We start from the raw sequence: 25,589 nt of genomic DNA on the forward strand, positions 1-25,589 counted from the left end.
GCCGTTCAGGAGCGTACGGGCGGGTCCGCCCCGCTCCCGGCCGGACGCTAACGTGCCGCCTATGACGACTGCACTGATTACGGGCGCCACGGCGGGGATCGGGGCCGCCTTCGCACGGCGGCTCGCGGCTGACGGGCACAACCTGGTGCTGGTGGCCCGTGACACGGAGCGCCTGCGGGCCCAGGCCACGGAACTGCACGACGGGCACGGCATCGAGGCCGAGGTGCTGACCGCGGACCTGTCCACGGACTCCGGGATCGAGGCGGTGGAAGCGCGGCTGACGGACCGTGTGAGCCCGGTCGACCTGCTGGTGAACAACGCCGGTTTCGGCAACAAGGGCCGCTACCTGGACGTCTCGATCGCCGACGAGCTGACGATGCTGAAGGTCCACTGCGAGGCGGTGCTCCGCCTCACCTCGGCGGCGGCGGGCTCGATGCGCGAACGCGGCCGAGGCGGCGTCGTCAACGTCGCCTCCGTCGCGGCGTTCCTGCCGCGCGGGACGTACGGGGCCTCGAAGGCATGGGTCGTCCAGTTCACCCAGGGCGCGGCCAAGGACCTCGCGGGTACGGGGGTGCGGCTGATGGCACTCTGCCCGGGGTTCGTACGCACGGAGTTCCACGAGCGCGCCGGGATGGGGACGGGTGACATCCCGGGCTGGATGTGGCTGGACGCGGACAAGCTGGTGGCAGCCGCCCTGGCGGACCTGGCCAGGGGCCGCTCGGTGTCCATCCCGGACCCGCGGTACAAGGCGCTGATGAGCCTGGTGAAGCTGACCCCCCGCAGTGTGCTGGGGGGCGTCACCTCCCGCGCGGGCCGCAGCTACGGGCCCAAGTAGGGGCGGCCCCGGAGGCCACCGACGCACCGAGGCCCGGTGCCCCCGCGACGGGGGCACCGGGCCTCGGTGTTCGTACGGAACGCGTACTAGTGGGAGTGGCCGTGGCCGCCGTGACCGGCGTCGGCCTCTTCCTCGGCCGGCTTCTCGACGACCAGGGTCTCGGTCGTGAGCAGCAGCGACGCGATGGACGCGGCGTTCTCCAGGGCGGAGCGGGTGACCTTGACCGGGTCGATGACGCCGGCCTTCACCAGGTCGCCGTACTCACCGGTGGCGGCGTTGAAGCCCTGGCCCTTGTCGAGGTCGGAGACCTTCGAGGTGATGACGTAGCCCTCGAGGCCCGCGTTCTCGGCGATCCAGCGGAGCGGCTCGACGGCGGCGCGGCGCACGACCGCGACACCGGTGGCCTCGTCGCCGGTCTTGCCGAGGTTGCCCTCGAGGACCTTGACGGCGTGGACGATGGCGGAGCCACCACCGGAGACGATGCCCTCCTCGACCGCGGCGCGGGTCGCGGAGATGGCGTCCTCCAGACGGTGCTTCTTCTCCTTGAGCTCGACCTCGGTGGCGGCACCGACGCGGATCACGCACACGCCGCCGGCCAGCTTCGCGAGGCGCTCCTGGAGCTTCTCGCGGTCCCAGTCGGAGTCCGTGGCCTCGATCTCGGCCTTGATCTGGTTGACCCGGCCCTTGACGTCGGCGGAGTCGCCGCCGCCGTCGACGATGGTGGTGTCGTCCTTGGAGACGGTCACGCGACGGGCGGTGCCCAGCACGTCCAGACCGGCCTGGTCGAGCTTGAGGCCGACCTCCTCGGCGATGACGGTCGCACCGGTGAGGGTGGCGATGTCGCCGAGCATGGCCTTGCGGCGGTCACCGAAGCCGGGGGCCTTCACCGCGACGGCGTTGAAGGTGCCACGGATCTTGTTGACGACGAGGGTGGAGAGCGCCTCGCCCTCGACGTCCTCGGCGATGATGAGCAGCGGCTTCGAGCCACCCGCCTGGATGACCTTCTCCAGCAGCGGGAGCAGCTCCTGGATGGAGCCGATCTTGCCCTGGTGGATCAGGATGTACGGGTCGTCGAGGACGGCCTCCATACGCTCCTGGTCGGTCACCATGTACGGGGACAGGTAACCCTTGTCGAAGGCCATGCCCTCGGTGAACTCAAGGTCCAGACCGAAGGTGTTGGACTCCTCGACGGTGATGACACCGTCCTTGCCGACCTTGTCCATCGCGTCCGCGATGAGCTCGCCGACCTGCGGGTCCTGCGCGGAGAGCGCGGCCACGGCGGCGATGTCGGCCTTGTCCTCGATCGGGCGGGCGCTCGCGAGGAGTTCCTCGGAGACGGCCTTCACGGCGGCGTCGATGCCCTTCTTCAGGGCGGCCGGGGAAGCACCCGCGGCGACGTTGCGCAGGCCTTCGCGGACGAGGGCCTGGGCGAGCACGGTGGCGGTGGTGGTGCCGTCACCCGCGACGTCGTTGGTCTTGGTGGCGACCTCCTTCACCAGCTGGGCACCGAGGTTCTCGTACGGGTCGTCGAGCTCGACCTCGCGCGCGATGGTGACACCGTCGTTGGTGATGGTGGGGGCGCCGAACTTCTTGTCGATGACGACGTTGCGGCCCTTGGGGCCGATCGTCACCTTCACCGTGTCGGCAAGCTTGTTGACGCCGCGCTCAAGGGCGCGACGGGCGTCCTCGTCGAACTTCAGAATCTTCGCCATGGGCTGTGTTCTTCCCTCTCAAAACGAACTGCGCCCCTCGCCGCCCGGCTAGTTGATTTCGCTGGGGGCCAGGGGCGCAGAACAGAAGCAAACGTGGGTGAATTACTTCTCGACGATCGCGAGCACGTCGCGCGCCGAGAGGACGAGGTACTCCTCGCCGTTGTACTTCACCTCGGTGCCGCCGTACTTGCTGTACAGCACGACATCGCCGGTCTTGACGTCGAGCGGAAGGCGCTCGCCGTTCTCGAAGCGGCCCGGGCCCACGGCCAGGACGACGCCCTCCTGGGGCTTCTCCTTGGCGGTGTCCGGAATGACCAGGCCGGAAGCCGTGGTCTGCTCGGCGTCGAGCGGCTGGACCACAATGCGGTCCTCGAGCGGCTTGATCGCAACCTTGGAGCTGGTGGTCGACACGATCCGGTCTCCCCCTTCGGAGATCTCACGGGGTTTAACAGTCTGTGGGTGGCGACCAGGTGGATCCGTCGTCGCGGGTGCCGGACCTGCCCTGTCGCGCGGCTGTGCTGGCACTCTCCCTCGGGGAGTGCCAGACCTGAGACTATGACCGCGATTAGCACTCGGTCAAGCGGAGTGCCAATTCACCACCCTCGCGTGGCGCCACGGGCCCGGTGTCCTCACGTCTGTGGGGCGGACCGCCGCGCGGCCCGCCCCACAGACACCCGGCACGGCCCTCTTCCGGGCGTGCCCGCACGACCTCAGACGTAGTCCTCCAGCCTGGCGACCGCGTACCCCTTGTCCGTGACCGTCTTCATGACCTGCCGGACCATGTCGGCCATGGAACCCTCCCAGTCCTCCTCGCCCCTGAAGTGGGTGAGGATGATGTCTCCGGGATGCAGGTCCTGATCGGTCTCGCGCCACTCCATGTGGTCGGGGAACGCCTCGGCGGCCCACAGCGGCACCGCCTTGATGCCGCAGGACTTGGCGACACGCAGGGTGTCGCCGTTGTAGTTCCCGTACGGCGGCCTGAAGAGGGTGGGCCGCTTCCCGAAGTACTTCTCCAGCTTGTCCTGCTCGCCGCAGATCTCCCGCTTCTGCTCGGACGCCGAGAGCCCCGGGAGGTAGCGGTGGTTGAGGGTGTGGTTGTTGAGGGTGACCCCGCGGGCCTGCATGTCCTTGAAGTAGCCGTAGTCGTCGCTGGTGACGTAGTCGCTGAGGAAGGCGCTGTACGGGATGTTCAGCTCCGTCATCATCTTCAGCAGTTCGGGGTCCTTCTCGGCCCCGTCGTCCATCGTCAGGAAGACGACGCGCTCCTTGGTCGGCACCGTGGTGAAGACCGGCGGCAGGTCCTCCCCTCCTTCCACCTCGAACCCCTTGCGGGTGGTGATGCGGGGCTTCTCGGCGGGCGGCTCCGGAGCAGCCAGCGGGGTCTTCGCGAGGCCCCACTTCCGCGCGGCGGCGACCCGCGCGGCGTGCTGCTTCCTGAGCCGTTCGACGCGCGCCTCGGCCGCGGCGACCGGGCCGGCGGGGGCGGCCGCGGGGCCCTGCTGCCCGATGTCCGCCTTCTCGCGGGCGCCGCTCCCGGCGGCCGTGCCGTCGACCCCGTCGGCACACCCGGAGGCGACGGCGGCGACCAGCATGGCGGCCAGCACCGCACGAACCGGCTTGCTCCGCTTCATGGCGGATTTTTCCTTTTGTCGTACTAGCTGCATGGCGCCGCATCCTGCCACCGGCGCGCCCGGCACCTCCGGAGACACCTCCGGCGGACCCGCCGGGTCCCCCGGCTGGCTCACAATGGACCGGTGAACGCCCTCCCCCCTCACGGCCAGGCCGACCCCGCCGACCCGCTCGCCGTCTTCGCGGCGCTCCGCACCCCCGAGGGCGCGGCGCTCCTGGACGAGCTGCGCGACCACGACCCCGCACGGGAACTGGCGACCGCGACCCGGTTGCGGCGGTCGCACCCCGCCGCGCTCGTGTCGGCGGCGCTGACGCAGGCGCGGCTGCGTCAGCGGGCGGTCGCGAAGTTCGGGCCGGAGGACGCCTACCGCATGTTCTTCACCCCCGACGGCGTGGAACAGGCCACCCGCACCTCCGTCGCCGCCTACCGCGCGGGACGGTTCGCCGAGCTCGGCGTACGGAGCGTGGCCGACCTCTGCTGCGGCATCGGCGGCGACGCGATCGCCCTGGCCAGGGCGGGCATCGCCGTACTGGCCGTGGACCGCGATCCGCTGACCGCCGAGGTCGCCCGTGCCAACGCCGAGGCGCTCGGCCTCCAGGACCTGATCGAGGTGCGGTGCGCGGACGTCACGGAGACCGGCACATCGGCGTACGACGCGGTCTTCGTCGACCCCGCGCGACGCGGCGGGCGGGGAAGGATCTTCGACCCGGAAGCCTATTCACCGCCGCTCTCCTGGGCCACGGACGCCGCGCTCAAGGCTCCGCGCGCCGCGCTGAAGATCGCCCCCGGTGTGCCGCACGAGGCGATCGATCCCCGGGCCGAGGCGGAGTGGATCTCGGACGGCGGCGATGTGAAGGAGGCCGTGCTCTGGTTCGGCGAGGGCTTCACGCCCGGCGGCTACCGGGCCACCCTGCTGCCGTCCCGCACGACGCTCGTCTCCGGCGCCCCGCTCCCCGCGCCGCCGGTCGGACCCGTCGGCCGGTATCTGTACGAGCCGGACGGCGCCGTGATCCGGGCTCATCTCGTCGCCAGGATCGTCGACGAGTGCGGGGGAAGGCTCGTCGACGAGACGATCGCGTACGTCACGGGCGACACCCCGTACGCCTCGGAGGCGGTCGCCGGTTACGAGATCACCGACCAGCTCCCCTTCAACATGAAGAAGCTGAAGGCGCTGCTGAGGGAGCGCCAGGTGGGCGTGCTGACCGTCAAGAAGCGCGGCTCGGCCGTCGAACCGGAGGAACTGCGCCGGAAGATGAAGCTCCAGGGTCCGCACTCGGCGACCGTCTTCCTCACCCGGGTGGCCGGCGCCCCCACGATGCTGATCGGCAGGCCGCTGAAGCGCCCCTGATCAGCCGTCCACGGAGAGCAGTGGCCGCGCGGGTACCCCGGAGAGCACCCGGACCACCCAGCGGCGGTGAGCGCGGGCCTTGACGAGCCCGGTCAGCCCGGTCAGCCACGCCAGGAAACCGAGCCCCATCATCCAGGCCACCTCGGCGTAGGTGTCCTCGCCCGCCCGGGCCTTCGCCGGTACGGCGAAGCAGAGGAAGAGACCCACCGCGCAGAGCACGGCCGACGCCGTCAGCCAGGTGAGGGCCACCCGCGGCATCCGCAGGGCTAGGTCTCCCGCCGGATCACGGTCCAGCCCGCCCCACCGCACGAGAAGCCGGTGGACCCGCACGTCCCTGGCTGCGCCCACGGCGACGAAGGCCACCGCCGGGATGATCACCGCCGCGCCGACGGCCAGGAACACTGCGCCGAGGAGCCGGGAGAAGGGGTCCGCCGCCTCCTCGAAGGAGGCGATTCCGACCGCCACCAGGGACCAGCCGAACGCGGCGACGCCGGCCCACATCCACAGCACACCGAGGCGGCCGGGCCCCATGAACATCCTGGTCAGCTCGGAGAGGACCAGTGCACGGTCCCGCAGCAGCGCGCCCCGGTCCGGCCAGGACCGTATCTCCACGGGCGGAGGCGGGGGCGGCAGCGGTGCACGGCGTGACATGGGCCGGACATTACCGACTCCCCGCCACACCGGGCCAGTTGGGTCCCGGCCGGCCGTCAGGTCAGCGGATAGGACGTCCGGCCGGACGCCTCGTCGATCTCGTCGTGCGCCTTGGTGAGCAGTTTCATCGCGAGTTCGTTGAGCGCGCGGGCACCGGCGATCTCCTCGCCCACACGCGCCTGTTGCGCGTCGGAGGGGTGGCGGCTGGCATACCCGTGGGCCCGCACCTCGGACCCGTCACCGAGTCTCACGAGGGCCGCGGCGCGGGTGCGGTGGGCGTCCTCCTCGAATTCCAGCTCGACATGCCATCCGACGGTCGTCTCCATCATCACGGTCACCTCCGGGAGTTCCCCTCACTCCAGGGTGCGCCCGTTCCCCGCGCCACGCACGGCGTACGCTCAGGCCTCCCGCAGCGCCTTCACGTCGAGCTTCCGCATCCCCATCATCGCCTTCATCACCCGGTCCGCACGCGCGCGGTCGCTGCCGCCGATCAGCTCGGGCAGCGCCCGCGGGACGATCTGCCAGGACAGCCCGTACCTGTCCTTGAGCCACCCGCACATGCTCTCCTCGCCGCCGTCCGCGGTCAGCGCCTCCCACAGCCTGTCGACCTCCGCCTGGTCCGCGCAGTCCACGCTGAGCGAGACCGCCTCGCTGAAGGTGAAGTGCGGCCCGCCGTTGAGGCCGATGTACTCCTGTCCGGCGAGCACGAAGTCCACCGTCAGGACCGAGCCGGTCTCGCCGGGCGCCGCGTCGGAGTTGTGGGTGATCTCCACGATGCGCGAGTCACCGCCGAAGACCGAGACGTAGAACTCCGCGGCCTCCCGCGCCTTGTCGTCGAACCAGAGACAGGGCTTGATCTTCTGCATGGTCTTCTCCTCGCCTCGGAAGGCGGCCTCGGATCGCGCCGTCCGCGTGCAAGGTAGACCGGCCCCGCCCCGGGAACTCATCGGAACACGCGGGGACGGGCTCGCGGACGGGGTCCGGGCGTCAGCCGCCCGTCGGGCCGAGGGACTCGAAGCGCCACCGGTGGACCGGCCGGGTGGTGAGCCCCGCCTCCGGTTCCGGGAGCTCCGGCAGGTCGGCGTCGTAGGCCGCGTCCCACCAGGTCAGGACGAGCACCCGGTCCTGGGGGGCTCGCAGCAGTTCGCCGCGGAGCGGTTCCGGAGTCAGCTCCCCGGCCCGCGCGGCGGCCCACTCCAGCAGCTCCGCGCCGCGGCCCTGTGCCGCGCGGGCCTCCCACATCAGGGCGACGCTCACGAGTAGAGGTTCCCCTTGCTGATCTCGTGCACATGGTCGTGACTGTGCGTGTGCCCGTGGCCGTGGGCCCCCGGCACATGGGTCTCGGTGACCGGCAGCGAGGAGTCCGCCGAGAGGCCGAGGTCGGACACCGGCCGGTTGCGGGCGACCATCTCGGCGCCGAGCGCGGCGACCATGGCGCCGTTGTCCGTGCAGAGTTTCGGCCTGGGGACCCGCAGCCGGATCCCGGCGCGCTCGCACCGCTCCTCGGCGAGGGCGCGCAACCGCGAGTTGGCGGCCACTCCGCCACCGATCATCAGGTGGTCGACGCCCTCGTCCTTGCAGGCACGGACCGCCTTGCGGGTCAGCACGTCCACCACCGCCTCCTGGAACGAGGCCGCCACGTCCCGTACGGGGACGTCCTCGCCGGACGCGCGCTTGGCCTCGATCCAGCGGGCCACCGACGTCTTCAGGCCGGAGAAGGAGAAGTCGTAGGCGGGATCGCGCGAGCCGGTCAGTCCGCGCGGGAACGCGATGGCCTTGGGGTCACCCTCCCTGGCCAGCCGGTCGATGACGGGACCACCGGGGAAGCCGAGGTCCAGCACCCGGGCGATCTTGTCGAAGGCCTCGCCCGCCGCGTCGTCGATGGTCGCGCCCAGCGGCCGTACGTCGTTGGTGATGTCGGGGGCCAGCAGCAGCGAGGAGTGCCCGCCGCTCACCAGGAGCGCCATCGTCGGCTCGGGCAGCGGGCCGTGCTCCAGCTGGTCCACGCAGATGTGGGAGGCCAGGTGGTTCACCCCGTACAGCGGCTTGTTCAGGGCGTACGCGTACGCCTTGGCGGCCGAGACGCCGACGAGCAGCGCGCCCGCGAGCCCGGGACCGGCGGTGACCGCGATGCCGTCGAGGTCGCGGGCGCTGATCCCGGCGTCCTTGAGTGCGCGTTCGATGGTGGGGACCATCGCCTCCAGATGCGCCCGGGAGGCGATCTCCGGGACGACACCGCCGAAGCGGGCGTGGGTGTCCACGCTGGACGCGACGGCGTCGGCGAGCAGCGTCGTGCCCCGCACGATGCCGACGCCGGTCTCGTCGCAGGAGGTCTCGATACCGAGTACGAGCGGTTCGTCAGCCATCAGTCTGTCTCTGTTCCTTGTACGGTCAGGCGCATGACGAGTGCGTCGATGTTCCCCGGCTGGTAGTAGCCCCGGCGGAAGCCGATGGGTTCGAAGCCGAAGCGTTCGTAGAGCTTCTGCGCGCGTGTGTTGTCGACGCGGACCTCCAGCAGCACGGCGGCGCACTCGAAGGCGGTGGCGTGCCTGAGGAGGTCGGTCAGGAGTTCGGATCCGAGTCCGCCGCCCCAGTGGGACCGGCTCACCGCGATCGTCTGGACGTCGGCGAGGTCGCCGGCCGAGGCGAGGCCCGCGTACCCGACGACGCGGCCGTCGGGGTCCTCGGCGACGACGTAGCGGTGGGTGGCCCGGGGCCCCCGGGCGTGCGCGAGCTCGGACCAGAACATGCCGGACGACCACGCGTCGTCCGGGAAGAGCTCGTGTTCGAGTTCCAGCACCGGCTCGATGTCCCACCAGCGCATCTCGCGGAGCACAGCGGTCGCGGTGGTCACTTGGGGGTGACCACCTTGTAGTTCTTGGGGACCTGGGCGTCGGGCCTGCGCAGGTAGAGCGGCTGCGGCGGCAGCAGAGCGGCACCCGAGGCCAGGCGTTCGGCGGCCAGGTCGGCGAGCGCGCCCGCCGAGACGTGCTCCGGCCCCCGGGCGTCCGGGAAGGCTTCGGGGTACAGCAGCGCGCCGGCGCCGACGACGGGCAGCCCGGCGAGACGCTCCGCGATGTCGGCCGGCCTGTCCACGGAGGGCTCGCCCTCCCGGGTGCGGGGGTCCTCGTACCGCGCCCAGTAGACCTCCTTGCGGCGCGCGTCCGTCGCGACGACGAAGGGGCCCTCCAGTCCGTCGCGTCCGGCGGCGTGGGCGAGGCCGTCGAGGGTGCACAGACCGTGCACCGGCACGGACAGGGCGGAGCCGAAGGTCGCCGCGGTGACCAGGCCGACCCTGAGCCCGGTGTACGGTCCCGGCCCCACTCCGACGACCACATCCGTCACCGCGTCGAGCGTCGTCCCGGCCTCGGACAGGACCCGGTGGACGGCGGGAAGGAGCAACTCCCCGTGCCTGCGGGCGTCGACCTGGCCGGTCTCGGCGACGACGGAGGAGCCGTCGTGGAGGGCGACTGTGACGGCGGGGGTTGCGGTATCCATGGCGAGCAGCAGCACACCAACAGCGTACGGCTCCGCCGACTCGGTCATGGCCGCCCGTACAGCGTCCGGGTCTCCCCTCCCGCTGCTGGTACCGTCGCCGGGTATACGCGTGTACGACGTAAATGCTTGTACGACATGCGACGGGTGCATGTGAAAGGGGACCTCACGGTGGCTAGGGGCAGCTCGGGAATCGTGGCCGGGCTCACCGCCGCGGCGCTGGCCGCGGTCTGTTTCCTCGCCTACCAGGCGTCGGCGAACGCACCGGACTCGGTCGCGGCGCCCTCGGCCGGTTCTCCGAGGCCGTCGGCCACCCCCTCCAAGAAGCCGGCGCCCCCGAAGGACCCGCTCGCGGTGCCGGCGGAATCCGACTCGGGCACACGGGTCGTGTACGCCCTGAAGGACCGCCGCGTCTGGCTGGTGGACGACGCCGGGAAGGCGCTCCGGACGTTCCCGGTCATGCCGAGCTCCGTGAACCCGCTGCCCGGCGTCTACCAGGTGGGCTCGCGCTCCGGCAGTATCAAGGGATCCGACGGCGTCCTGATCGAGCACGTGGTGCGCTTCGCCGACGTCGACGGCGTGGCCATCGGCTTCAGCGCCGCGCAGGACGACTCGATGCGCAGCCCCGACCCGACCCTGAAGACCGGCGGAGTGCGTATGAAGCGCGCCGACGGGAACGCCATGTGGACGTTCGCCACGGTGGGCGTGAAGGTCGTCGTCGTCCCGTAAGGCGTCGTCCCCCGACCGGCCGGCCGGGGTGGACCGCCTGCTCAGGCGGCGTCGCGCTCGGCGGCGGGACGGCCGTCCTCGGGGTCCTCGTCGGCCTCGCCCGGCGGTGTCGACACCGCGGTGGCCGCCGCGCAGGACGCCAGCAGATCCTTCATCGACACACCTGAGGCCACCCGCGTCTCCGCCTGCGGCTGCTGCTGCGCGTCGTGCTCGGGTGCCGGCATGGATGCCTCCTCGGGCCTGAGTGAGAGACGTGGTAAGGCAGACCTAACCACTCCCTGTCTCCCATGTGACCACGACGGACCTCTCCCGCGCAACATTTTGCCGACGGCTTGTCGGAAAGCATGCCTGTACGGCGGCCCGGAGGATCGTCCGCGCCGCCGGTGCCCCTCGCTCAGCCGAGTGCGTGCCCGAGTCCCGCCCAGCGCGCACCGATGCCCACCAGCGTCACCTTGCGGCGTTCGTCGTCGGTGTCGCCGACGGCACGGTCGATCACCACGTGGAGCCGGTCCTCGGAGAGCTCCTCGACCTTGCCGTCCCCCCACTCCACGACGATCACCGACTCGGGCAGGGAGACGTCCAGGTCCAGGTCCTCCATCTCGTCGAGCCCGCCGCCCAGCCGGTACGCGTCGACGTGGACCAGCGCCGGGCCCTCGCCCAGCGGTGGGTGGACCCGGGCGATCACGAAGGTCGGCGAGGTCACCGCGCCGCGCACCCCGAGGCCCTCGCCGAGGCCCCGGGTCAGGGTCGTCTTGCCCGCGCCGAGCTCGCCGGTGAGCATCACCAGGTCGCCCGGGGCCAGCGCCGCGGCGATCCGGCGGCCCAGCCGCTTCATCTCTTCGGGGGACTCGACGGCGACGTCCAGGGTGACGGTGTCCGCCGTGGCGGAGGCCGCCACCGGACCGTTGTGCGCTGCTTCCATGCCGACCAACGTTAGAGGATCAGCGCGCCCCCGCCGGAACGGCTCCTATCCGTACCAGGAGGTCCGCGAGCCGGTCCGTGACCGTCTCCGGGTGCTCCAGCATCACCAGATGGCCGGCGTCCGGCACGATGACCAGTTCCGCGTCCGGGAGCTCGTCCGCGATGGCCTCGCTGTGGGAGCTCGGTGTCACCAGGTCCTTGTCACCGGCCAGGATCAGCACCGGGACGTCCCGGAAGGCGGGCAGCGCCCCGCTCTTGTCGTGCTCGGTGAAGGCCGGGTAGAACTCTGCGACCACATCGATCGGGGTCGACTCGATCAGCCGCTCCGCGAACCTCGCGACCGCCGGGTCCACGTCCCTCGACCCGAACGAGTACCGCTTGATCAGACCGGCGAACAGGTCGGCGGTGGCCCGCCGTCCGCGCTCCACCAGCTCCGTCTGCGAGCCGAGCGCCTTCAGCACCCCGGGCAGCACCCGCCGCACGGCGTTCACGCCCGCCACCGGCAGGCCGAAGTTCACCTCGCCGAGCTTCCCGCTCGACGTACCGACGAAGGCGACGGCGGCGACCCGGTCGCGGATCAGCTCGGGGTACCGGTCGGCCAGCGCCATGATCGTCATACCGCCCATGGAGTGGCCCACCAGCACGAGCGGGCCCTCGGGGGCCGCCGCGTCGATGACCGCCCTGAGGTCGCGGCCGAGCTGGTCGATGCCCAGCGGCTCCCCCGCGGCCTGCGCGCGGCCACGCTCGGAACGACCGTGGCTGCGCTGGTCCCAGTGGACCGTGCGGACCAGCCCGCGCAGAGCGGCGCGCTGGAAGTGCCAGGAGTCCTGGCCCAGGCAGTAGCCGTGGCTGAAGACCACGGTCAGGGGCGCGGGGTCCTTGCTGCCGAAGAGCCGCCGGCGCCGGGAGCCGGAGCCCGCCCGTTCGCTCGTCCCCGCGCCCTTGCCCGCACGGCTCGGGACGGCCTCGGGCTCGGTCTCGTCGACCTCGTAGTACAGCTCGGTGCCGTCGTCCGCGACCGCGCGGCCCGGTGTACCCCGCAGGGAGCCGTAAGGGCCCGAGGCGTCCAGTGCGAGCCGGGCCTTCTTGCGCATGCCGCGTCCGACGGTGAGCCTCTCGACGGCGACCCCGGCGGCCGCTCCCGCCGCGATGACGCCTATCGCCGCCCCGGCGACGCCCGCCCGGCGCCAGCCGGCCGCCGCGACGGCCGCCGTCGCCACCACGTCCTCCGCGCTGGTCTCGCTCACCGTGCCGCGCTCCTTCGTCGTCGTTCTCGTCGTCGTCGGACCATGATCTCGCGGTGCCGGGCTCAGTCCCGGCCGGCGTCCTCGTGGAGATGGACACGGGGGACGCGCGCCCCGATGCGGGTGACGATCTCGTACGCGATGGTGTCCGCCGCCACGGCCCAGTCCTCGGCGGTCGGCTCACCCTTGTCGCCCGGCCCGAAGAGCACCGCCTCCGCACCGGCCTCCAGGGTCTCGCCGCCGAGGTCGACGACGAACTGGTCCATGGCGACCCTGCCCGCGATCGTGCGGACCTTGCCTCCCACGAGGACGGGTCCCCGGCCGGAGGCATGGCGCGGGACACCGTCGGCGTACCCGACCGGCACCAGGGCGAGCGTCGTCTCGGCGGAGGTCGTGTAGTGGTGGCCGTAGCTGATGCCGTGGCCCGGGGGCACCTGCTTGACCAGGGCGACCGAGGCGGCGAGCGTCATGACGGGCCGCAGCCCGAAGTCCGCCGGGGTGCCCAGTTCCGGGGAGGGCGAGATGCCGTACACGGCGATCCCGGTGCGTACGAGGTCGAAGTGCGACTCGGGCACCGTGAGGGTGGCCGGGGAGTTCGCGATGTGCCGCACCTCGGGGCGCACGCCCTCCTTCTCGGCGTACGCGACCATGTCGCGGAAGACGCCCAGCTGGGCGGCGGTCGAGGGGTGTCCGGGCTCGTCGGCGCAGGCGAAGTGCGACCAGAGCCCGGTGACGCGCAGGACGCCCGCCTCCTCCGCGGCCCGGGCCGCGGAGACGAGCGTCGGCCAGTCGGCGGGCTGGCACCCGTTGCGTCCGAGGCCGGTGTCGGCCTTGAGCTGGACCCGGGCCGGGATTCCGGCCCCGGTGGCCGCGGCGACGACCTCGTCCAGAGCCCACATCCCGCTCACCGAGACATCGATGTCCGCCTCGACCGCCTCCCGCCACGGTCCGCCCGGCGTCCAGAGCCAGCACATGAGCCGGCCCTCGATGCCCGCCTCCCGCAGCGCCAGCGCCTCCTGCGGCGTGGCTGTGCCCAGCCAGGACGCGCCGGCCTCCTGAGCGGCGCGGGCGCAGGGCACCGCGCCGTGGCCGTAGGCGTCGGACTTCACCACGGCCATGAGCTGCGCGCCGGACGCCCGCGCCCGCAGGGCGCGCACATTGGCACGCAGCGCGGCGAGGTCGATCTCGGCACGGGCTCTCAGGGTCGCTGTCTCGTTCATCGCGCCCAGTCTCTCAGAGCCGTACGCCCGTTCCCTCGACCTTCCGTGCCCGGTGAGGCGGTCAGCGGTGGTCCAGGGCGTGTTCCAGATGCTCTACCAGGACCGGGACATGGCTGGCCGGGACGTCCTTGACCGCCGTGAGGAAGGTGACGGCACCGCCCTTCCGGAGCAGCGCGAGCAGCGTCTGGACCGCCTCGGTGTGCTCGGGGTCGCCCAGTTCGGTGCGGTAGCGGTCGACGAAGGCGTCGTACCGGCCGGCGGTGCGGTCCTCGTGGTACCAGGTGCGCAGTTCCTTGGACGGTGTGGCGTCCTTGGCCCACAGGTCGACGGCGGCGTGCTCCTTGGAGATGCCGCGCGGCCAGAGCCGGTCGACCAGCACGCGGGTGCCGTCGTCCTCCTCCGGCGGGTCGTACACCCGGCGCACGCGAATCCCACTTCCGATGCTCACGTTCGCACCTCCCCCTCCAGCGTGGATCAGGCGCGTACGTCCCGCCACGCCGCGGGCACGGCGTCCGCCACGTCCTGCGCGGCGACCGGCGCCCCGTCCGAGGCCCGGCGCGCGGCCAGTCCGTGCAGATAGGCGCCGACCGACGCCGCGTCGCGCGGGGCGAGGCCGGCGGCCAGCAGCGAACCGGTCAGCCCGGACAGCACATCGCCGCTGCCGGCCGTGGCGAGCCAGGGCGTACCGGTCGGGTTGACCCGCACGGGTGCCTCCCCGGCCTCCGCGACCAGCGTCGTCGAGCCCTTCAGCAGCACCGTGGCGCGGTAGCGCGAGGCCAGCTCCCGTACCGCGGCGAGCCGTCCCGCCTCGACCTCCTCGCGTGCCACGCCGAGCAGCGCGGCGGCCTCGCCCGCGTGCGGGGTGAGGACGGTGGCGGCGGTCCGCGCGCGCACGGCGCCGGCGTCCATCAGCCGCAGCCCGTCGGCGTCGACCAGCACCGGTACGTCCGTGGCCAGCACGTCGGCCACCGCTCCGGCCGCCGCGGCCGAGTCCCCGATCCCCGGGCCGACCACCCAGGCCTGTACGCGTCCGGCCTCCGACGGCGGTCCCGGGTGCACCAGGGTCTCCGGAAAGCGCGCGATCACGGCGGCGCCACCCGGTCCGGAGTAGCGCACGGCTCCCGCGCCGGCCCTCAGCGCCCCGGCGACGGCGAGCACGGCCGCACCCGGATACCTCTCCGAGCCCGCCGCGACGCCGACGACGCCGCGCCGGTACTTGTCGCTCTCCGCGGCCGGCTCCGGCAGCAGGGCGGCGACGTCGACGTACTGGAGGGCCTCCAGGTCGGGCCGCCCGGGCAGAGTCGCCGCCAGGCCGATGTCGACGAGCCTGAGTGCTCCGGCGTGCTCGGCGGCGGGGTCGATGAGCAGCCCCGGCTTGTACGTGCCGAAGGTGACGGTGGCGTCGGCCCGTACGGCGGGGCCGAGCACCTGCCCGGTGTCCGCCTCGACCCCGCTCGGCAGATCCACGGCGAGCACGGGGGCGTGTCCCCGGGTGACCGCGCGCACCAGCTCCTCGGCCCCGGGTCGCAGGCCGCCGCGGCCCCCGATCCCGGTGATCCCGTCGACGACGAGGTCGACGGGGCCGAAGGGGCCGAGGTCGGGGCCGTCCAGGATCTGCCCGCCGGCAGCCAGCAGCGCCGCGAGTGCCGCCCGGTGGACCTTCTCGGGAGAGGTCAGTACGGCTCGTACGCCGGCTCCGCGCCGGGCCAGCCGGGCGCCCGCGTAGAGGGTGTCCCCGCCGTTGTCGCCGCTGCCGACGAGGAGCAGCACCCGGGATCCGTAGACCCGGCCGTTGCGCCGGAGCAGGTCACCGCAGGCCACCGCGAGCCCGGCGGCCGCGCGCTGCATGAGCGCCCCTTCCGGCAGCCGTGCCATCAGGGCCTTCTCGGCGGCCCGTACGGTCTCGACGCTGTAGGCGTGTCGCATGCCCTCAACCCTCCGCGATCACCACGGCCGACGCCACCCCCGCGTCATGGCTGAGCGAGACGTGCCAGCTGCGCACCCCGAGCTCCGCGGCTCGGGCGGCGACGGTCCCCCGGACCTCCAGGCGGGGCCTGCCGCTCTCCTCGACGCACACCTCGGCGTCGGTCCAGAGCAGCCCCGCGGGGGCGCCGAGCGCCTTGGCCAAGGCCTCCTTGGCCGCGAACCGGGCCGCCAGCGAAGCGATCCCCCTCCGCTCCCCGCCCGGCAGCGTCAGCTCCCGGGCGAGGAAGAGGCGTTCGGCGAGCTGGGGTGTGCGCCCCAGCGCCGCGCCGAACCGTTCGATCTCCGCCACATCGATCCCGACCCCAATGATCACGCGCTCACTCACTCACTCGACTGTCACGGACTTCGCCAGGTTGCGCGGCTGGTCCACCTCGTTCCCCCGGGCCGTCGCCAGCTCGCAGGCGAACACCTGCAACGGCACCGTGGCGACCAGCGGCTGAAGCAGCGTAGGCGTAGCGGGGATCCGGATGAGGTGGTCGGCGTACGGCACGACCTCCTCGTCGCCCTCCTCCGCGATGACGACGGTACGCGCGCCGCGGGCCCTGATCTCCTGGATGTTCGAGACGATCTTGTCGTGCAGCACCGAACGGCCGCGCGGGGACGGCACGATGACGACGACCGGGAGGCCTTCGTCGATGAGGGCGATCGGCCCGTGCTTGAGCTCGCCCGCGGCGAACCCCTCGGCGTGCATGTAGGCCAGCTCCTTGAGCTTCAGCGCCCCTTCCATGGCCACCGGGTAGGCGACGTGCCGGCCGACGAAGAGCACCGTGTCGTGGCCCGCCAGCGAGCGGGCCAGCTCGCGCACCGGTTCCATGGTCCCGAGGACGCGCTCGACCGCCCCGGACATCTCGGTGAGCTGCCGCACCACGGTGCGGATCTCGTCGCCCCACTTGGTGCCGCGTACCTGTCCCAGGTACAGCGCGACGAGGTAGCAGGCGACGAGCTGGGTCAGGAACGCCTTGGTGGAGGCGACGGCGACCTCGGGCCCGGCATGCGTGTAGAGGACGGCGTCGGACTCCCGGGGGATGGTCGATCCGTTGGTGTTGCAGATGGCGAGCACCTTCGCCCCCTGCTCGCGGGCGTGGCGCACCGCCATCAGCGTGTCCATCGTCTCGCCGGACTGCGAGATGGCGACGACGAGGGTGCGCTGGTCGAGGATCGGGTCGCGGTAGCGGAACTCGCTGGCCAGCTCGGTCTCGCAGGGCAGCCGGGTCCAGTGCTCGATCGCGTACTTGGCGATCATCCCGGCGTGGAAGGCGGTCCCGCAGGCGACGATCACGACCTTGTCGACCTCGCGCAGCAGGTTCGGCGCGATGCGCACCTCGTCGAGGTGGAGCGTGCCGGAGCCGTCGACACGTCCGAGCAGGGTGTCGGCCACGGCCTTGGGCTGGTCGGCGATCTCCTTGAGCATGAAGGAGGCGTAGCCGCCCTTCTCGGCGGCGGAGGCGTCCCAGTCGACGTGGTACTCACGTGTGGGAGCGGGGAAGCCGTCGAACCCCGTGACGGTGGCCCCGTCGCGGCGCAGCTCGACGACCTGGTCCTGGCCGAGTTCGATGGCGTCGCGGGTGTGCGCGATGAATGCGGCGACGTCGGAGGCCAGGAACATCTCGCCGTCCCCCACGCCGACGACGAGCGGTGAGTTCCGCCTGGCCCCGACCACCACGTCCGGCTCGTCCGCGTGCACGGCCACCAGGGTGAACGCGCCTTCCAGCTGACGGCACACCTGCCGCATGGCCTCGGCGAGATCACCGAGGGACGAGTAGGCCTCGGCGAGCAGGTGGGCGACGACCTCGGTGTCTGTCTCGGAGGCCAGGTCGTGCCCGCGTCCGGCCAACTCCTCGCGCAGGGCCGCGAAGTTCTCGATGATCCCGTTGTGCACGACGGCGACCCGGCCCGCGTTGTCGATGTGCGGGTGGGCGTTGGCGTCGGTGGGCCCTCCGTGCGTGGCCCAACGGGTGTGCCCGACCCCCGTGTTCCCGGCCGGTAGCGGCCGGTCCTTGAGCTCCTTCTCCAGGTTGACGAGCTTCCCCGCCTTCTTCGCGGCTGCCAGCCCTCCGTCCGCGAGCACGGCGACCCCCGCGGAGTCGTACCCCCGGTACTCCAGCCGCTTCAACCCCGCGACAACGACATCCTGCGCCGACTGCGCTCCGACGTAACCCACGATTCCGCACATATCGGCACCATAAGGCTGCGAAGGGGCGGGGGACAGTAGGGGTGCGCCGCGCGGTGTCCCCGGTGGGCCGGCCGTGGCTACGCTGCGCACCATGACAGCCCCGGATTGCTACACGTGCGCCATGGAAGCGGAGTTCGACGCGCTGCCGCCGCGCGAGCGCGTCGCGTACGACCGGTACTGGCGGGTGGCCCACGCGACCGGGACCTCGCTGCCCGGGTGGCTGGTGCTGCTGCCCAGGCGGCACATCACCGCGGTGCACGAGCTCACCGATGCGGAGGCGGCCGGGCTGGGAATGTGGCAGGTCCGGCTCAGCAGGGCGCTGCGCACGGTGACGGGCTGCGAGAAGACGTATGTCGTCCAGTTCGCCGAGGCCGAGGGCTTCGCGCATGTGCACTTCCACGTCGTGCCACGCGCGCGGGACCTGCCGGCGGAGTACCGGGGGCCCGGTGTCTTCGGCCTGCTGCGGCGCCCGGCGGAGCAGCAGGTGACCGAGGGGCGGGCCGACGACATCGCTCGGGCGCTCGGAGCGGAACTCGGCGGCGCGTAGTTCCGCCGTGCCGAGACGGAACCGCCCCGCCGTGTGCCATGGGCACGCCGGCGGGGCGGCGGGGTTCAGCGCACGTCGACGTAGTCGCCGGCGGCGGTGGCCGTGCCCGAGGTGGACGAGCCTCCGAACGTCCAGCGCCAGTAGCCGTCGGCCGACGCGGTGACCGTGGTCTTCAGCGCGCCCGAGCTGGACGAGGTCGCCGTCTTGACCGTGGTGTAGGTGGAGCTGCCCGCCTTGCGGAACTGCAGGCTGACGGTCTTGCCGGCGTAGCCGGTGTACGTGTGCTTCGCCCAGTCCGCGCGTGTGAGACTGCCGGTGACAGTGATCGTCCTGCCCTTCGTCACCGGTTCGGGCGAGGCGTTGACGGTGACCTTGGCCCAGCGCTTGACCTTCGCGCCGCCCGAGGCGGTGGTGTACTCCCCGGCCTTGAGCTGGCCGTTGGTCTTGAAGAGCTTCGCCGCGACGCCGATCTTCCACGTCGTGGCGTCGTCACCGGAGTTCAGGTCGTAGCGCGGCTCGATGTACAGCTCGCCCTCGCAGTCCGCGACCCGGCTGGAGCTGGTCTCGTAACAGGTGTAGCCGCCCATGTAGAGGCCGCCGCTGTCAGCACCCTTGGTCGCGGTGGTGCCGTGGTAGAGGTACGGCTCGGCCTCGTACGCGGAGGCGTTGGCGGTGCTGTACCCGGCGGGGAGGGTGATCCGGAAGGTCACGGGCGGGGTCTTCGCGTCCGAGGTGCCCACGATGATGGACTTGCCTCCGTTGACGACGATCCGTGACACGGTGATGCCGGTGTCCGCGGCCTGCGCCGCGGGAGCCGTAAGGGTGGAGAGAGCGACAGCCGCCCCCGCTATCGCGGCGACGGTGCCGGTTCTGCCAGTTTTCATGCACGCCTCGATGCTGTCCGTGGACCGGTGGGAGACGCCGTCCGGGAAGATCACGTCCGAACGGCGGAGCGGCAGATTACCAGTGGCGGCCGGGTGAACGCCCTGCGGTTCCAGGCCGGTCCGGCAGCGGCTCCTTCTCCACGTCGACGCGTTTCCCCGCCGTCTCCGCGGCAGTCGGCCCTCCGCCCGCGAGCACGGCGCCCCCCGATGCCCGTGAACCCGTGCGGGGAACCTCAGACGACGTCGTGGATGCGGTGTTCCCGCAGGTCGGGAGCGTGCCGGGCGACGGTGCGGTAGTCGGCGTCGTCGTGCAGGACGGTCAACCCGTGGTGTGCGGCGGTGGCGGCGATGATCAGATCCACGGCCGAGGCGCTCCGATGCTGCCCCGCCCTGGCCATCCGCTGCTGCACCGCCCCGACCCAGCGTCCCGCGTGCTTCGGCACCGGGACATCGGGATACAGGTCGGTGAACATCTCGGCGATCTCGTCGTACTCGTCGCCGGTTCGCGCACTGAACAGGAACTCCGCACGCTGCGGATAGCAGGATCCGATCGAATCAGCGCACATGCTGTCGTACCAGGCGGATTGCAACCCGGCGTCACCGAGCAGGCGGACGAGCCCGGAGGTGTCGAGCAGGTAGATCACCGATCGCCCTTCTCCGCGCGGTGCCGGCGCTCCGCGTCCTCCACAGCCCCCCAACGCTCTGCACGCTCGAAATGCCGGGCGATGCGCGCCGCACGGTCCTGCTGGTCGGCGTAGTACCGAAGCGCCAGATTGACGGCCTCCTTCTTGGTCCTCGCCTTGGACAGCGTCATGGTGCGTTCCAGCGCCTCGTCGTCTATGTCGATCTGGGTCACAGTCATCCGGCACCTCCAGTCAGGCAATGTGGGTCATGTACAAAGAATAGTATGTCATCCACATCGCAGCACCGCCCCGGCCGGATGACCCGCACCCACGTGACCCACCCCACCCCCCACTCCGCCGGAACTCCCGCGACAATGAACACGTGATCACCTCACCCGCACGGAGCACCCGCCGCACCGAGCACGCGCCGACGCCCTACGTCGACCTGACCCGGGCCGAGTGGAGCGCCCTGCGTGACAAGACGCCGCTCCCGCTGAGCGCCGAGGAGGTCGAGAGACTGAGAGGACTCGGTGACGTCATCGACCTCGACGAGGTCAGGGACGTCTATCTGCCGCTCTCGCGGCTGCTGAACCTCTACGTCCAGGCCACATCGGGCCTGCGCGGCGCGCTGAACACCTTCCTGGGCGACGCCGGCAACGGTCACGGTGAGCAGCGGGGCACCCCCTTCGTCATAGGCGTCGCGGGAAGCGTCGCCGTCGGGAAGTCCACGACCGCCCGCATCCTGCAGGCGCTGCTGGCGCGCTGGCCCGAGCACCCCCGGGTGGAGCTGGTGACGACGGACGGCTTCCTGCTGCCGATGAAGGAGCTGGAGTCGCGCGGGCTGATGTCGCGCAAGGGCTTCCCCGAGTCGTACGACCGGAGGGCGCTGACCCGGTTCGTCGCCGACATCAAGGCCGGCAAGGACGAGGTGACGGCACCGGTCTACTCCCACCTGATCTACGACATCGTGCCGGGCGAGCGGCTGACCGTGCGGCGTCCCGACATCCTCATCGTCGAGGGTCTCAACGTGCTCCAGCCCGCGCTGCCCGGGAAGGACGGCCGGACCAGGGTCGGCCTCGCCGACTACTTCGACTTCAGCGTGTACGTGGACGCGAAGGAGGAGGACATCGAGCAGTGGTACCTCCACCGCTTCCGGAGGCTGCGTGAGACGGCGTTCCAGAACCCGTTCTCGTACTTCCGCAAGTACACCCAGGTCTCCGAGGGCGAGGCGCTGGACTACGCGCGCACCATGTGGCGGACCATCAACAGGCCCAATCTGCTGGAGAATGTCGCGCCGACGCGCGGCCGTGCGACCCTCGTGCTGCGCAAGGGGCCGGACCACAAGGTCCAGCGCCTCTCCCTGCGCAAGCTCTGATCCGCCGATCCAGGAAAGGGTGCACCGTGCTGCATCTGCGCCTCATCGTGCCCGCCGACCGCACCGACGAGGTGCTGGAGCTGATCGAGGCCACGGTGGGCACCGCCCATGTCGCGGTGCTCTCGGGCGCGGCACGCAACCCGGTCGGCGACGTCGTCCTGTGCGACGTGGCGCGTGAGGCTGGCGACGAACTCATCGGCGGCCTGAGGAAACTGGAAATCGACGACTGCGGGTCGATCACCGTCGAGAACATGGACCTCACCCTGTCCCGGCGTGCCGACGAGGCGGAGCGGGAGGCCCCCGGTGAGGGCATGGACGCGGTGCTCTGGGAGGAACTGAGCGAGGTCACGCACGAGGAGTCGACGTTCAGCGCCACCTACGTGACGTTCCTCTCCGTCGCCACCATGCTCGCCGCCTGCGGTGTGATGCTGGACAACGCGGTACTGATCGTGGGCGCGATGGCGGTGGGCCCGGAGTTCGGCCCGCTCGCCGGGATCTCGACGGCGCTGGTGCAGCGCGCGCCCAAGCTGGTGGCCCGGTCGCTCTGGGCGCTGATCGCCGGCTTCCTCGCGGCGATGGTGCTCACCGCCGGGTTCGCCTGGCTGATGGACATGCTGGATCTGTTCAACGAGGACATGATCAACGCGCCGCGTCCGCAGACCGGTTTCATCTGGCACCCGGACTGGATGTCGTTCGTGGTGGCCCTGCTGGCGGGCATCGCGGGGACGCTCTCCCTGACCTCGTCGAAGTCGGGTGCGCTGATCGGAGTCGCGATCTCGGTGACCACCGTGCCGGCCGCGGCCAATGCGGCGGTGGCCTTCAGCTACCAGGACCTGGACCAGGCCTGGGGATCGTCCGTACAGCTCCTGGCCAACCTGGGCGGCATCGTCCTGGCGGGCACGGTGACGCTGCTGGTCCAGAAGGCGCTGTGGCACTTCACGCGTTCCTCCCCCCTCGTCCGCCGGGCGAGGACGGGAGCTGCCGGCTGACGCGGCCCTGGCCCGTCGCGCGGGTCCGGCAGCGCGGGGCGGGGCATCGCTGCCGGACCCGGCCCTGGTGGAGGCGGTTCGGCCGGTGGCACGATCCGGCGCATGACCGAAGCCCACGAGGTGGACCTCCGACCTGGACGGACTCGCGCCCTGAACTCCCTGGCCCTGCTCGGGGCAGGCGGGGCGGCGCTGGCCGCCGGGCGGGTGGCGTACCGGGGCACGGTCCTGGACGCCTGGGCGCTCGGAGGACTGGCCGCGGCGCTGCTGGGCGTGCTGTGTCTGTACGCGGCCACCGTCCGCGTCGGCGCCGACTCCTTCGGCCTGCGCTCGCACACGCTGCTGCGCCGCCGGAACCTGCCGTGGCGGGACGTACGCGATGTGGGCGTCCACATCCAGTACGCACGCGGCCAGGAGTACCGGCGCGTCTTCGTGCTGACGGGCGACGGAAGCCGGTTCCTGCTGCCCCTGCCGGTGGGCGGCGCCACCGCGGACCAGGCGGAGTTCGACGCCACGCTGGCGGCTCTCAGGGCACTGCACCGCCTGTACGGAACCCCCGTCTCGGACCATGTGCCGGTCCTCTCCGGGCGTACGGCCGGGCGGGGTTCCGCCGCACAACTGGCCCTGTGCGCGGTGCTGCTCGTGGGCGCGGGTCTGGCCGCGTGGGCCGTACCGGGCGTCCGGGAGGAGCGGGACGCCTGGGAGTCGGCCACCCCGTGCACGGCCACCACACCCGTCGGGGAGCGCGCGGAGTGCCTGGGCACCTTGCACGCGGTGATCGCGCGGACCGAACTCGGCCGGGGGAACGGCAGCAGCCGGCTGTACTTCACCGACGGGCGGCCGCTGGAGCGGATCAGCGTCTCGCGTGAGGGTGCCCGGGGATTCCATCCGGGCGACCGGGTCGAACTGACCGTCTGGCGGCACGCGGTGAGGGAGGTCACCGGCGAACACCACGTGTGGCGGGAGCACTTCCCGGCCGCGGGGGAGATCGCCGTCGTCGCCGCCGGGTGCGCTCTGGCCGCGGGCTTCCCCGGTGCCCGGGTCCTGCTGCGCCTGCGCGGCCGACGGCTCCCCGACGACGAGGTCCTGCCGTCCGCCCTGCCGTTCGCGGGCGCCCTCGCGGGTACGGCGCTGTGGTTGCTGCCGCTCTGCTACCTGCGTCCGGCGTCACTGATCGCCGCACCGGACCCGGCGGTGTGGACGGCGGCGGGCTCCGTGGCCTCGCTGTGCCTGTTCGGGTGGGCCTGGCGTGCCACCCGAATCCGTGAGCCCGAGTACACCGGAACCGGCGTCCCACGGGCCGAGGACGAGGAGCAGTTCGTGACCGCCCGCTTCCTCGACGACACGGACTACAACCCGCACGGCTTCGGCACCCACATCGTGCTCGGTGGCGGCCCGCCCGCCGTGGTCCCCCACAGCGGTCCGGGCAGGTTCGCGGCGCACCGGATACCGGTGGAGCGGCTCACCCTGACCGCCGTACGGCGTCCCCGGGGCGGTGACGGCGACACCGTCCCCGTGGGGTGGCACATCGCCGAACTCGACGACGGGGGTGTGCCGGTGCGCCTGGCCGCCGCTCCGGCCGTACTGACCCGCCTCACCGCGGAACTGGGTCTCGCACCCCGGGCCGGGGAAGCACCGCGGGCCCGGCCATGAGGCCGGGCCCGCAGCACAGTTGATCCGGTGTGAGCTGAGGTCGTGTCAGCCGAGCGCGGACTTCACGACGTCGGCCAGCTGCCCGGCGACCGCGCGCGCCTGCTCCAGATCGGCCGCCTCGACCATGACCCGCACCAGCGGCTCGGTGCCGGACTTCCGCAGGAGTACGCGTCCGGTGTCGCCGAGTTCGCGCTCCGCGAGTGCCACCGCGGTCGCCAGCTCGGGGGAGGTCTCCACACGGGACTTGTCCACGTCCGGCACGTTGATGAGGACCTGCGGAAGGCGCTGCATCACGCCGGCGAGTTCGGCGAGCGTGCGGCCGGTGGCGGCGACCCGGGCGGCGAGCATCAGTCCGGTGAGCGTGCCGTCACCCGTGGTGGCGTGGTCGAGGACGATGACGTGGCCGGACTGTTCGCCGCCGAGCGCGTAGCCCTCCGCCTTCATCGACTCCAGGACGTAGCGGTCGCCGACGGCGGTCTGGACGAGCTGGATGCCCTCCCGCTCCATCGCCTGCTTGAAGCCGAGGTTCGACATGACGGTGCCGACGACGGTGTCCTTGCGCAGTCCGCCGGCCTCCCGCATGGCGAGGGCGAGCACCGCGAGGATCTGGTCGCCGTCGACCTCCTCGCCGGACGCGTCCACGGCGAGGCAGCGGTCCGCGTCCCCGTCGTGCGCGATGCCCAGGTCGGCGCCGTGCTCGACGACCGCGGCCTTCAGCAGCGCGAGGTGGGTGGAGCCGCACCCGTCGTTGATGTTCAGGCCGTCCGGCTCGGCGCCGATGGTGACGACCTCGGCGCCCGCCCGGGCGAACGCCTCGGGCGAGACGCGGGCGGCGGCGCCGTGCGCCTCGTCGAGGACGATCTTCAGTCCGTCGAGCCGGTTCGGCAGGACACCGATGAGGTGGGCGACGTAACGGTCGAAGCCCTCCACGAACTCGGTGACACGGCCCACGCCGGCACCGGTCGGCCGGGACCAGGGCTCACCCGTGCGGTGCTGCTCGTAGACGGTCTCGATGCGGTCCTCCAGCTCGTCGGCGAGCTTGTGGCCACCGCGGGCGAAGAACTTGATGCCGTTGTCCGGCATGGCGTTGTGACTGGCGGAGAGCATGACACCGATGTCCGCGCCGAGCGCTCCGGTGAGATAGGCCACCGCGGGCGTCGGCAGCACCCCGACGCGCAGCACGTCCACCCCGGAGCTGGCCAGACCGGCCACCACCGCGGCCTCCAGGAACTCTCCGGACGCACGTGGGTCGCGGCCCACCACGGCGGTCGGCCGGTGCCCCTCGAAGGTGCCCGCCTCGGCCAGTACGTGCGCCGCCGCGACCGAGAGACCGAGCGCGAGCTCGGCCGTCAGATCCGCGTTGGCGACACCGCGCACGCCGTCCGTACCGAAGAGTCGTCCCACTGGTGTCCTCCGAAGATGCTCCGAAACCGCAAAACCAAAGTAAACAAAATAGGGCAAAGTGAGGCGAGGCGCGGCAGAAATGGACGCACCCGAGACCTTCAGGCCTATGAACGTGTAAACGTCTTAAGCCGTTATACGCCCGCAAGAGCTGATAAACGAACGCCCCGGCAGCA

The 25,589-nt window shown here is 71.8% G+C and carries 29 protein-coding genes; 7 read left to right on the forward strand and 22 right to left on the reverse strand.

Annotation, left to right across the window (positions count from 1 at the left end; genetic code table 11):
• Positions 1 to 61: 61 nt before the first annotated feature.
• The gene (locus tag ACGFNN_RS13150; RefSeq protein ID WP_362538574.1) at positions 62 to 835 is read left to right on the forward strand and encodes an SDR family oxidoreductase; all 774 of its coding nucleotides are present in this window, start codon (positions 62 to 64) and stop codon (positions 833 to 835) included.
• Between the two features lie 86 nt (positions 836 to 921).
• Here ACGFNN_RS13150 and groL read toward each other — a convergent pair whose 3' ends face one another.
• From groL to ACGFNN_RS13165, 3 genes are all read right to left on the reverse strand, one after another.
• Positions 922 to 2,547 carry a chaperonin GroEL gene (gene groL / locus ACGFNN_RS13155; protein ID WP_393555435.1) on the reverse strand — a complete coding sequence of 542 codons (1,626 nt, stop codon included), beginning with the start codon at positions 2,545 to 2,547 and terminating at the stop codon, positions 922 to 924.
• Between the two features lie 102 nt (positions 2,548 to 2,649).
• On the reverse strand, positions 2,650 to 2,958 hold the full coding sequence (gene groES, locus ACGFNN_RS13160; protein WP_003966899.1) for a co-chaperone GroES: 309 nt from the start codon (positions 2,956 to 2,958) through the stop codon (positions 2,650 to 2,652).
• 299 nt (positions 2,959 to 3,257) lie between these two features.
• Positions 3,258 to 4,178: a polysaccharide deacetylase family protein gene (locus ACGFNN_RS13165; protein ID WP_393555437.1), complete on the reverse strand. Its 921-nt coding sequence runs from the start codon at positions 4,176 to 4,178 to the stop codon at positions 3,258 to 3,260.
• A gap of 123 nt (positions 4,179 to 4,301) precedes the next feature.
• Between ACGFNN_RS13165 and ACGFNN_RS13170 the strand changes: the two genes are divergently transcribed.
• The gene (locus ACGFNN_RS13170; protein ID WP_393555439.1) at positions 4,302 to 5,525 is read left to right on the forward strand and encodes a methyltransferase domain-containing protein; all 1,224 of its coding nucleotides are present in this window, start codon (positions 4,302 to 4,304) and stop codon (positions 5,523 to 5,525) included.
• Here ACGFNN_RS13170 and ACGFNN_RS13175 read toward each other — a convergent pair whose 3' ends face one another.
• From ACGFNN_RS13175 to tsaB, 7 genes are all read right to left on the reverse strand, one after another.
• Complete coding sequence (locus ACGFNN_RS13175; protein WP_393555441.1) at positions 5,526 to 6,176, reverse strand: hypothetical protein; 651 nt, start codon at positions 6,174 to 6,176, stop codon at positions 5,526 to 5,528. It lies immediately after the preceding gene.
• A gap of 56 nt (positions 6,177 to 6,232) precedes the next feature.
• A complete protein-coding gene (locus ACGFNN_RS13180; RefSeq protein ID WP_362667296.1) occupies positions 6,233 to 6,505 on the reverse strand; it encodes a DUF1876 domain-containing protein in 273 nt (90 codons plus the stop codon).
• Positions 6,506 to 6,574: 69 nt separating this feature from the next.
• Entirely contained in the window at positions 6,575 to 7,042 is a 468-nt protein-coding gene (locus ACGFNN_RS13185; RefSeq protein WP_393555443.1) for a VOC family protein, read from the reverse strand.
• 121 nt (positions 7,043 to 7,163) lie between these two features.
• Positions 7,164 to 7,418, reverse strand: coding sequence for a hypothetical protein (locus ACGFNN_RS13190; protein WP_393556218.1), 255 nt, complete (start codon positions 7,416 to 7,418; stop codon positions 7,164 to 7,166).
• An 11-nt stretch (positions 7,419 to 7,429) separates the two neighbouring features.
• A complete protein-coding gene (gene tsaD, locus ACGFNN_RS13195; protein WP_362552763.1) occupies positions 7,430 to 8,542 on the reverse strand; it encodes a tRNA (adenosine(37)-N6)-threonylcarbamoyltransferase complex transferase subunit TsaD in 1,113 nt (370 codons plus the stop codon).
• Positions 8,542 to 9,030, reverse strand: a complete 489-nt coding sequence (rimI, locus tag ACGFNN_RS13200) for a ribosomal protein S18-alanine N-acetyltransferase (protein ID WP_393555445.1) — start codon at positions 9,028 to 9,030, stop codon at positions 8,542 to 8,544. Before rimI ends, tsaD begins: the two co-directional genes overlap by 1 nt.
• A complete protein-coding gene (gene tsaB / locus ACGFNN_RS13205; protein WP_393556220.1) occupies positions 9,027 to 9,674 on the reverse strand; it encodes a tRNA (adenosine(37)-N6)-threonylcarbamoyltransferase complex dimerization subunit type 1 TsaB in 648 nt (215 codons plus the stop codon). The genes rimI and tsaB overlap by 4 nt, the downstream gene beginning before the upstream one ends.
• A gap of 135 nt (positions 9,675 to 9,809) precedes the next feature.
• On the opposite strand from tsaB, the gene ACGFNN_RS13210 reads away from it, so the two are divergent.
• Entirely contained in the window at positions 9,810 to 10,400 is a 591-nt protein-coding gene (locus ACGFNN_RS13210) for a hypothetical protein (RefSeq protein ID WP_393555447.1), read from the forward strand.
• A gap of 41 nt (positions 10,401 to 10,441) precedes the next feature.
• On the opposite strand, the gene ACGFNN_RS13215 is transcribed toward ACGFNN_RS13210, so the two are convergent.
• From ACGFNN_RS13215 to glmS, 8 genes are all read right to left on the reverse strand, one after another.
• A complete protein-coding gene (locus ACGFNN_RS13215; protein WP_393555449.1) occupies positions 10,442 to 10,624 on the reverse strand; it encodes a hypothetical protein in 183 nt (60 codons plus the stop codon).
• A gap of 170 nt (positions 10,625 to 10,794) precedes the next feature.
• A complete protein-coding gene (tsaE, locus tag ACGFNN_RS13220; protein WP_362667279.1) occupies positions 10,795 to 11,322 on the reverse strand; it encodes a tRNA (adenosine(37)-N6)-threonylcarbamoyltransferase complex ATPase subunit type 1 TsaE in 528 nt (175 codons plus the stop codon).
• Between the two features lie 19 nt (positions 11,323 to 11,341).
• A complete protein-coding gene (locus ACGFNN_RS13225) occupies positions 11,342 to 12,568 on the reverse strand; it encodes an alpha/beta fold hydrolase (protein WP_393555451.1) in 1,227 nt (408 codons plus the stop codon).
• Positions 12,569 to 12,630: 62 nt separating this feature from the next.
• Entirely contained in the window at positions 12,631 to 13,785 is a 1,155-nt protein-coding gene (gene alr, locus ACGFNN_RS13230) for an alanine racemase (protein WP_393555453.1), read from the reverse strand.
• A 61-nt stretch (positions 13,786 to 13,846) separates the two neighbouring features.
• Complete coding sequence (locus ACGFNN_RS13235) at positions 13,847 to 14,233, reverse strand: DUF488 domain-containing protein (protein ID WP_393555455.1); 387 nt, start codon at positions 14,231 to 14,233, stop codon at positions 13,847 to 13,849.
• 26 nt (positions 14,234 to 14,259) lie between these two features.
• On the reverse strand, positions 14,260 to 15,711 hold the full coding sequence (locus ACGFNN_RS13240; RefSeq protein WP_393555457.1) for an NAD(P)H-hydrate dehydratase: 1,452 nt from the start codon (positions 15,709 to 15,711) through the stop codon (positions 14,260 to 14,262).
• A 4-nt stretch (positions 15,712 to 15,715) separates the two neighbouring features.
• The gene (locus ACGFNN_RS13245) at positions 15,716 to 16,084 is read right to left on the reverse strand and encodes a holo-ACP synthase (RefSeq protein ID WP_393556222.1); all 369 of its coding nucleotides are present in this window, start codon (positions 16,082 to 16,084) and stop codon (positions 15,716 to 15,718) included.
• A gap of 12 nt (positions 16,085 to 16,096) precedes the next feature.
• The gene (gene glmS / locus ACGFNN_RS13250) at positions 16,097 to 17,944 is read right to left on the reverse strand and encodes a glutamine--fructose-6-phosphate transaminase (isomerizing) (protein ID WP_393555459.1); all 1,848 of its coding nucleotides are present in this window, start codon (positions 17,942 to 17,944) and stop codon (positions 16,097 to 16,099) included.
• Positions 17,945 to 18,035: 91 nt separating this feature from the next.
• Here glmS and ACGFNN_RS13255 point away from each other — a divergent pair, with 91 nt between their 5' ends.
• Positions 18,036 to 18,491 (forward strand): HIT family protein, encoded by a 456-nt coding sequence (locus tag ACGFNN_RS13255; protein WP_393555461.1) that lies wholly within the window; start codon positions 18,036 to 18,038, stop codon positions 18,489 to 18,491.
• 65 nt (positions 18,492 to 18,556) lie between these two features.
• On the opposite strand, the gene ACGFNN_RS13260 is transcribed toward ACGFNN_RS13255, so the two are convergent.
• From ACGFNN_RS13260 to ACGFNN_RS13270, 3 genes are all read right to left on the reverse strand, one after another.
• The gene (locus ACGFNN_RS13260) at positions 18,557 to 19,375 is read right to left on the reverse strand and encodes a hypothetical protein (protein WP_393555463.1); all 819 of its coding nucleotides are present in this window, start codon (positions 19,373 to 19,375) and stop codon (positions 18,557 to 18,559) included.
• Between the two features lie 233 nt (positions 19,376 to 19,608).
• Positions 19,609 to 20,019, reverse strand: a complete 411-nt coding sequence (locus ACGFNN_RS13265; RefSeq protein WP_393555465.1) for a PIN domain-containing protein — start codon at positions 20,017 to 20,019, stop codon at positions 19,609 to 19,611.
• Positions 20,016 to 20,237, reverse strand: a complete 222-nt coding sequence (locus ACGFNN_RS13270; RefSeq protein WP_393555467.1) for a type II toxin-antitoxin system VapB family antitoxin — start codon at positions 20,235 to 20,237, stop codon at positions 20,016 to 20,018. The genes ACGFNN_RS13265 and ACGFNN_RS13270 overlap by 4 nt, the downstream gene beginning before the upstream one ends.
• 143 nt (positions 20,238 to 20,380) lie before the next feature.
• Between ACGFNN_RS13270 and coaA the strand changes: the two genes are divergently transcribed.
• The 3 genes from coaA to ACGFNN_RS13285 all read left to right on the forward strand — a co-directional run bounded on the left by coaA (position 20,381) and on the right by ACGFNN_RS13285 (position 24,012).
• Positions 20,381 to 21,373, forward strand: a complete 993-nt coding sequence (gene coaA, locus ACGFNN_RS13275; RefSeq protein WP_362552723.1) for a type I pantothenate kinase — start codon at positions 20,381 to 20,383, stop codon at positions 21,371 to 21,373.
• A 26-nt stretch (positions 21,374 to 21,399) separates the two neighbouring features.
• A complete protein-coding gene (locus tag ACGFNN_RS13280) occupies positions 21,400 to 22,362 on the forward strand; it encodes a DUF389 domain-containing protein (protein ID WP_393555469.1) in 963 nt (320 codons plus the stop codon).
• A gap of 102 nt (positions 22,363 to 22,464) precedes the next feature.
• Complete coding sequence (locus tag ACGFNN_RS13285; RefSeq protein ID WP_393555471.1) at positions 22,465 to 24,012, forward strand: PH domain-containing protein; 1,548 nt, start codon at positions 22,465 to 22,467, stop codon at positions 24,010 to 24,012.
• A gap of 45 nt (positions 24,013 to 24,057) precedes the next feature.
• On the opposite strand, the gene glmM is transcribed toward ACGFNN_RS13285, so the two are convergent.
• The gene (gene glmM, locus ACGFNN_RS13290; protein ID WP_393555473.1) at positions 24,058 to 25,416 is read right to left on the reverse strand and encodes a phosphoglucosamine mutase; all 1,359 of its coding nucleotides are present in this window, start codon (positions 25,414 to 25,416) and stop codon (positions 24,058 to 24,060) included.
• Positions 25,417 to 25,589: the final 173 nt, after the last annotated feature.

The sequence above is a fragment of the Streptomyces sp. NPDC048590 genome (assembly GCF_043199535.1).
Taxonomy (GTDB): Bacteria; Actinomycetota; Actinomycetes; order Streptomycetales; family Streptomycetaceae; genus Streptomyces.

What these genes read in the sequence shown, in the direction of transcription:
- tsaD (WP_362552763.1), bottom strand. Translation starts at nt 8,542, where the DNA reads ATGGCTGACGAACCGCTCGTACTCGGTATCGAGACCTCCTGCGACGAG.
- ACGFNN_RS13270 (WP_393555467.1), bottom strand. Translation starts at nt 20,237, where the DNA reads ATGACTGTGACCCAGATCGACATAGACGACGAGGCGCTGGAACGCACC.
- ACGFNN_RS13185 (WP_393555443.1), bottom strand. Translation starts at nt 7,042, where the DNA reads ATGCAGAAGATCAAGCCCTGTCTCTGGTTCGACGACAAGGCGCGGGAG.
- glmS (WP_393555459.1), bottom strand. Translation starts at nt 17,944, where the DNA reads ATGTGCGGAATCGTGGGTTACGTCGGAGCGCAGTCGGCGCAGGATGTC.
- alr (WP_393555453.1), bottom strand. Translation starts at nt 13,785, where the DNA reads ATGAACGAGACAGCGACCCTGAGAGCCCGTGCCGAGATCGACCTCGCC.
- ACGFNN_RS13190 (WP_393556218.1), bottom strand. Translation starts at nt 7,418, where the DNA reads ATGTGGGAGGCCCGCGCGGCACAGGGCCGCGGCGCGGAGCTGCTGGAG.
- ACGFNN_RS13260 (WP_393555463.1), bottom strand. Translation starts at nt 19,375, where the DNA reads ATGAAAACTGGCAGAACCGGCACCGTCGCCGCGATAGCGGGGGCGGCT.
- ACGFNN_RS13240 (WP_393555457.1), bottom strand. Translation starts at nt 15,711, where the DNA reads ATGCGACACGCCTACAGCGTCGAGACCGTACGGGCCGCCGAGAAGGCC.
- tsaE (WP_362667279.1), bottom strand. Translation starts at nt 11,322, where the DNA reads ATGGAAGCAGCGCACAACGGTCCGGTGGCGGCCTCCGCCACGGCGGAC.
- ACGFNN_RS13180 (WP_362667296.1), bottom strand. Translation starts at nt 6,505, where the DNA reads ATGATGGAGACGACCGTCGGATGGCATGTCGAGCTGGAATTCGAGGAG.
- ACGFNN_RS13215 (WP_393555449.1), bottom strand. Translation starts at nt 10,624, where the DNA reads ATGCCGGCACCCGAGCACGACGCGCAGCAGCAGCCGCAGGCGGAGACG.
- ACGFNN_RS13165 (WP_393555437.1), bottom strand. Translation starts at nt 4,178, where the DNA reads ATGAAGCGGAGCAAGCCGGTTCGTGCGGTGCTGGCCGCCATGCTGGTC.
- ACGFNN_RS13175 (WP_393555441.1), bottom strand. Translation starts at nt 6,176, where the DNA reads ATGTCACGCCGTGCACCGCTGCCGCCCCCGCCTCCGCCCGTGGAGATA.
- ACGFNN_RS13255 (WP_393555461.1), top strand. Translation starts at nt 18,036, where the DNA reads ATGACAGCCCCGGATTGCTACACGTGCGCCATGGAAGCGGAGTTCGAC.
- ACGFNN_RS13210 (WP_393555447.1), top strand. Translation starts at nt 9,810, where the DNA reads ATGCGACGGGTGCATGTGAAAGGGGACCTCACGGTGGCTAGGGGCAGC.
- ACGFNN_RS13285 (WP_393555471.1), top strand. Translation starts at nt 22,465, where the DNA reads ATGACCGAAGCCCACGAGGTGGACCTCCGACCTGGACGGACTCGCGCC.
- tsaB (WP_393556220.1), bottom strand. Translation starts at nt 9,674, where the DNA reads ATGGATACCGCAACCCCCGCCGTCACAGTCGCCCTCCACGACGGCTCC.
- groL (WP_393555435.1), bottom strand. Translation starts at nt 2,547, where the DNA reads ATGGCGAAGATTCTGAAGTTCGACGAGGACGCCCGTCGCGCCCTTGAG.
- ACGFNN_RS13150 (WP_362538574.1), top strand. Translation starts at nt 62, where the DNA reads ATGACGACTGCACTGATTACGGGCGCCACGGCGGGGATCGGGGCCGCC.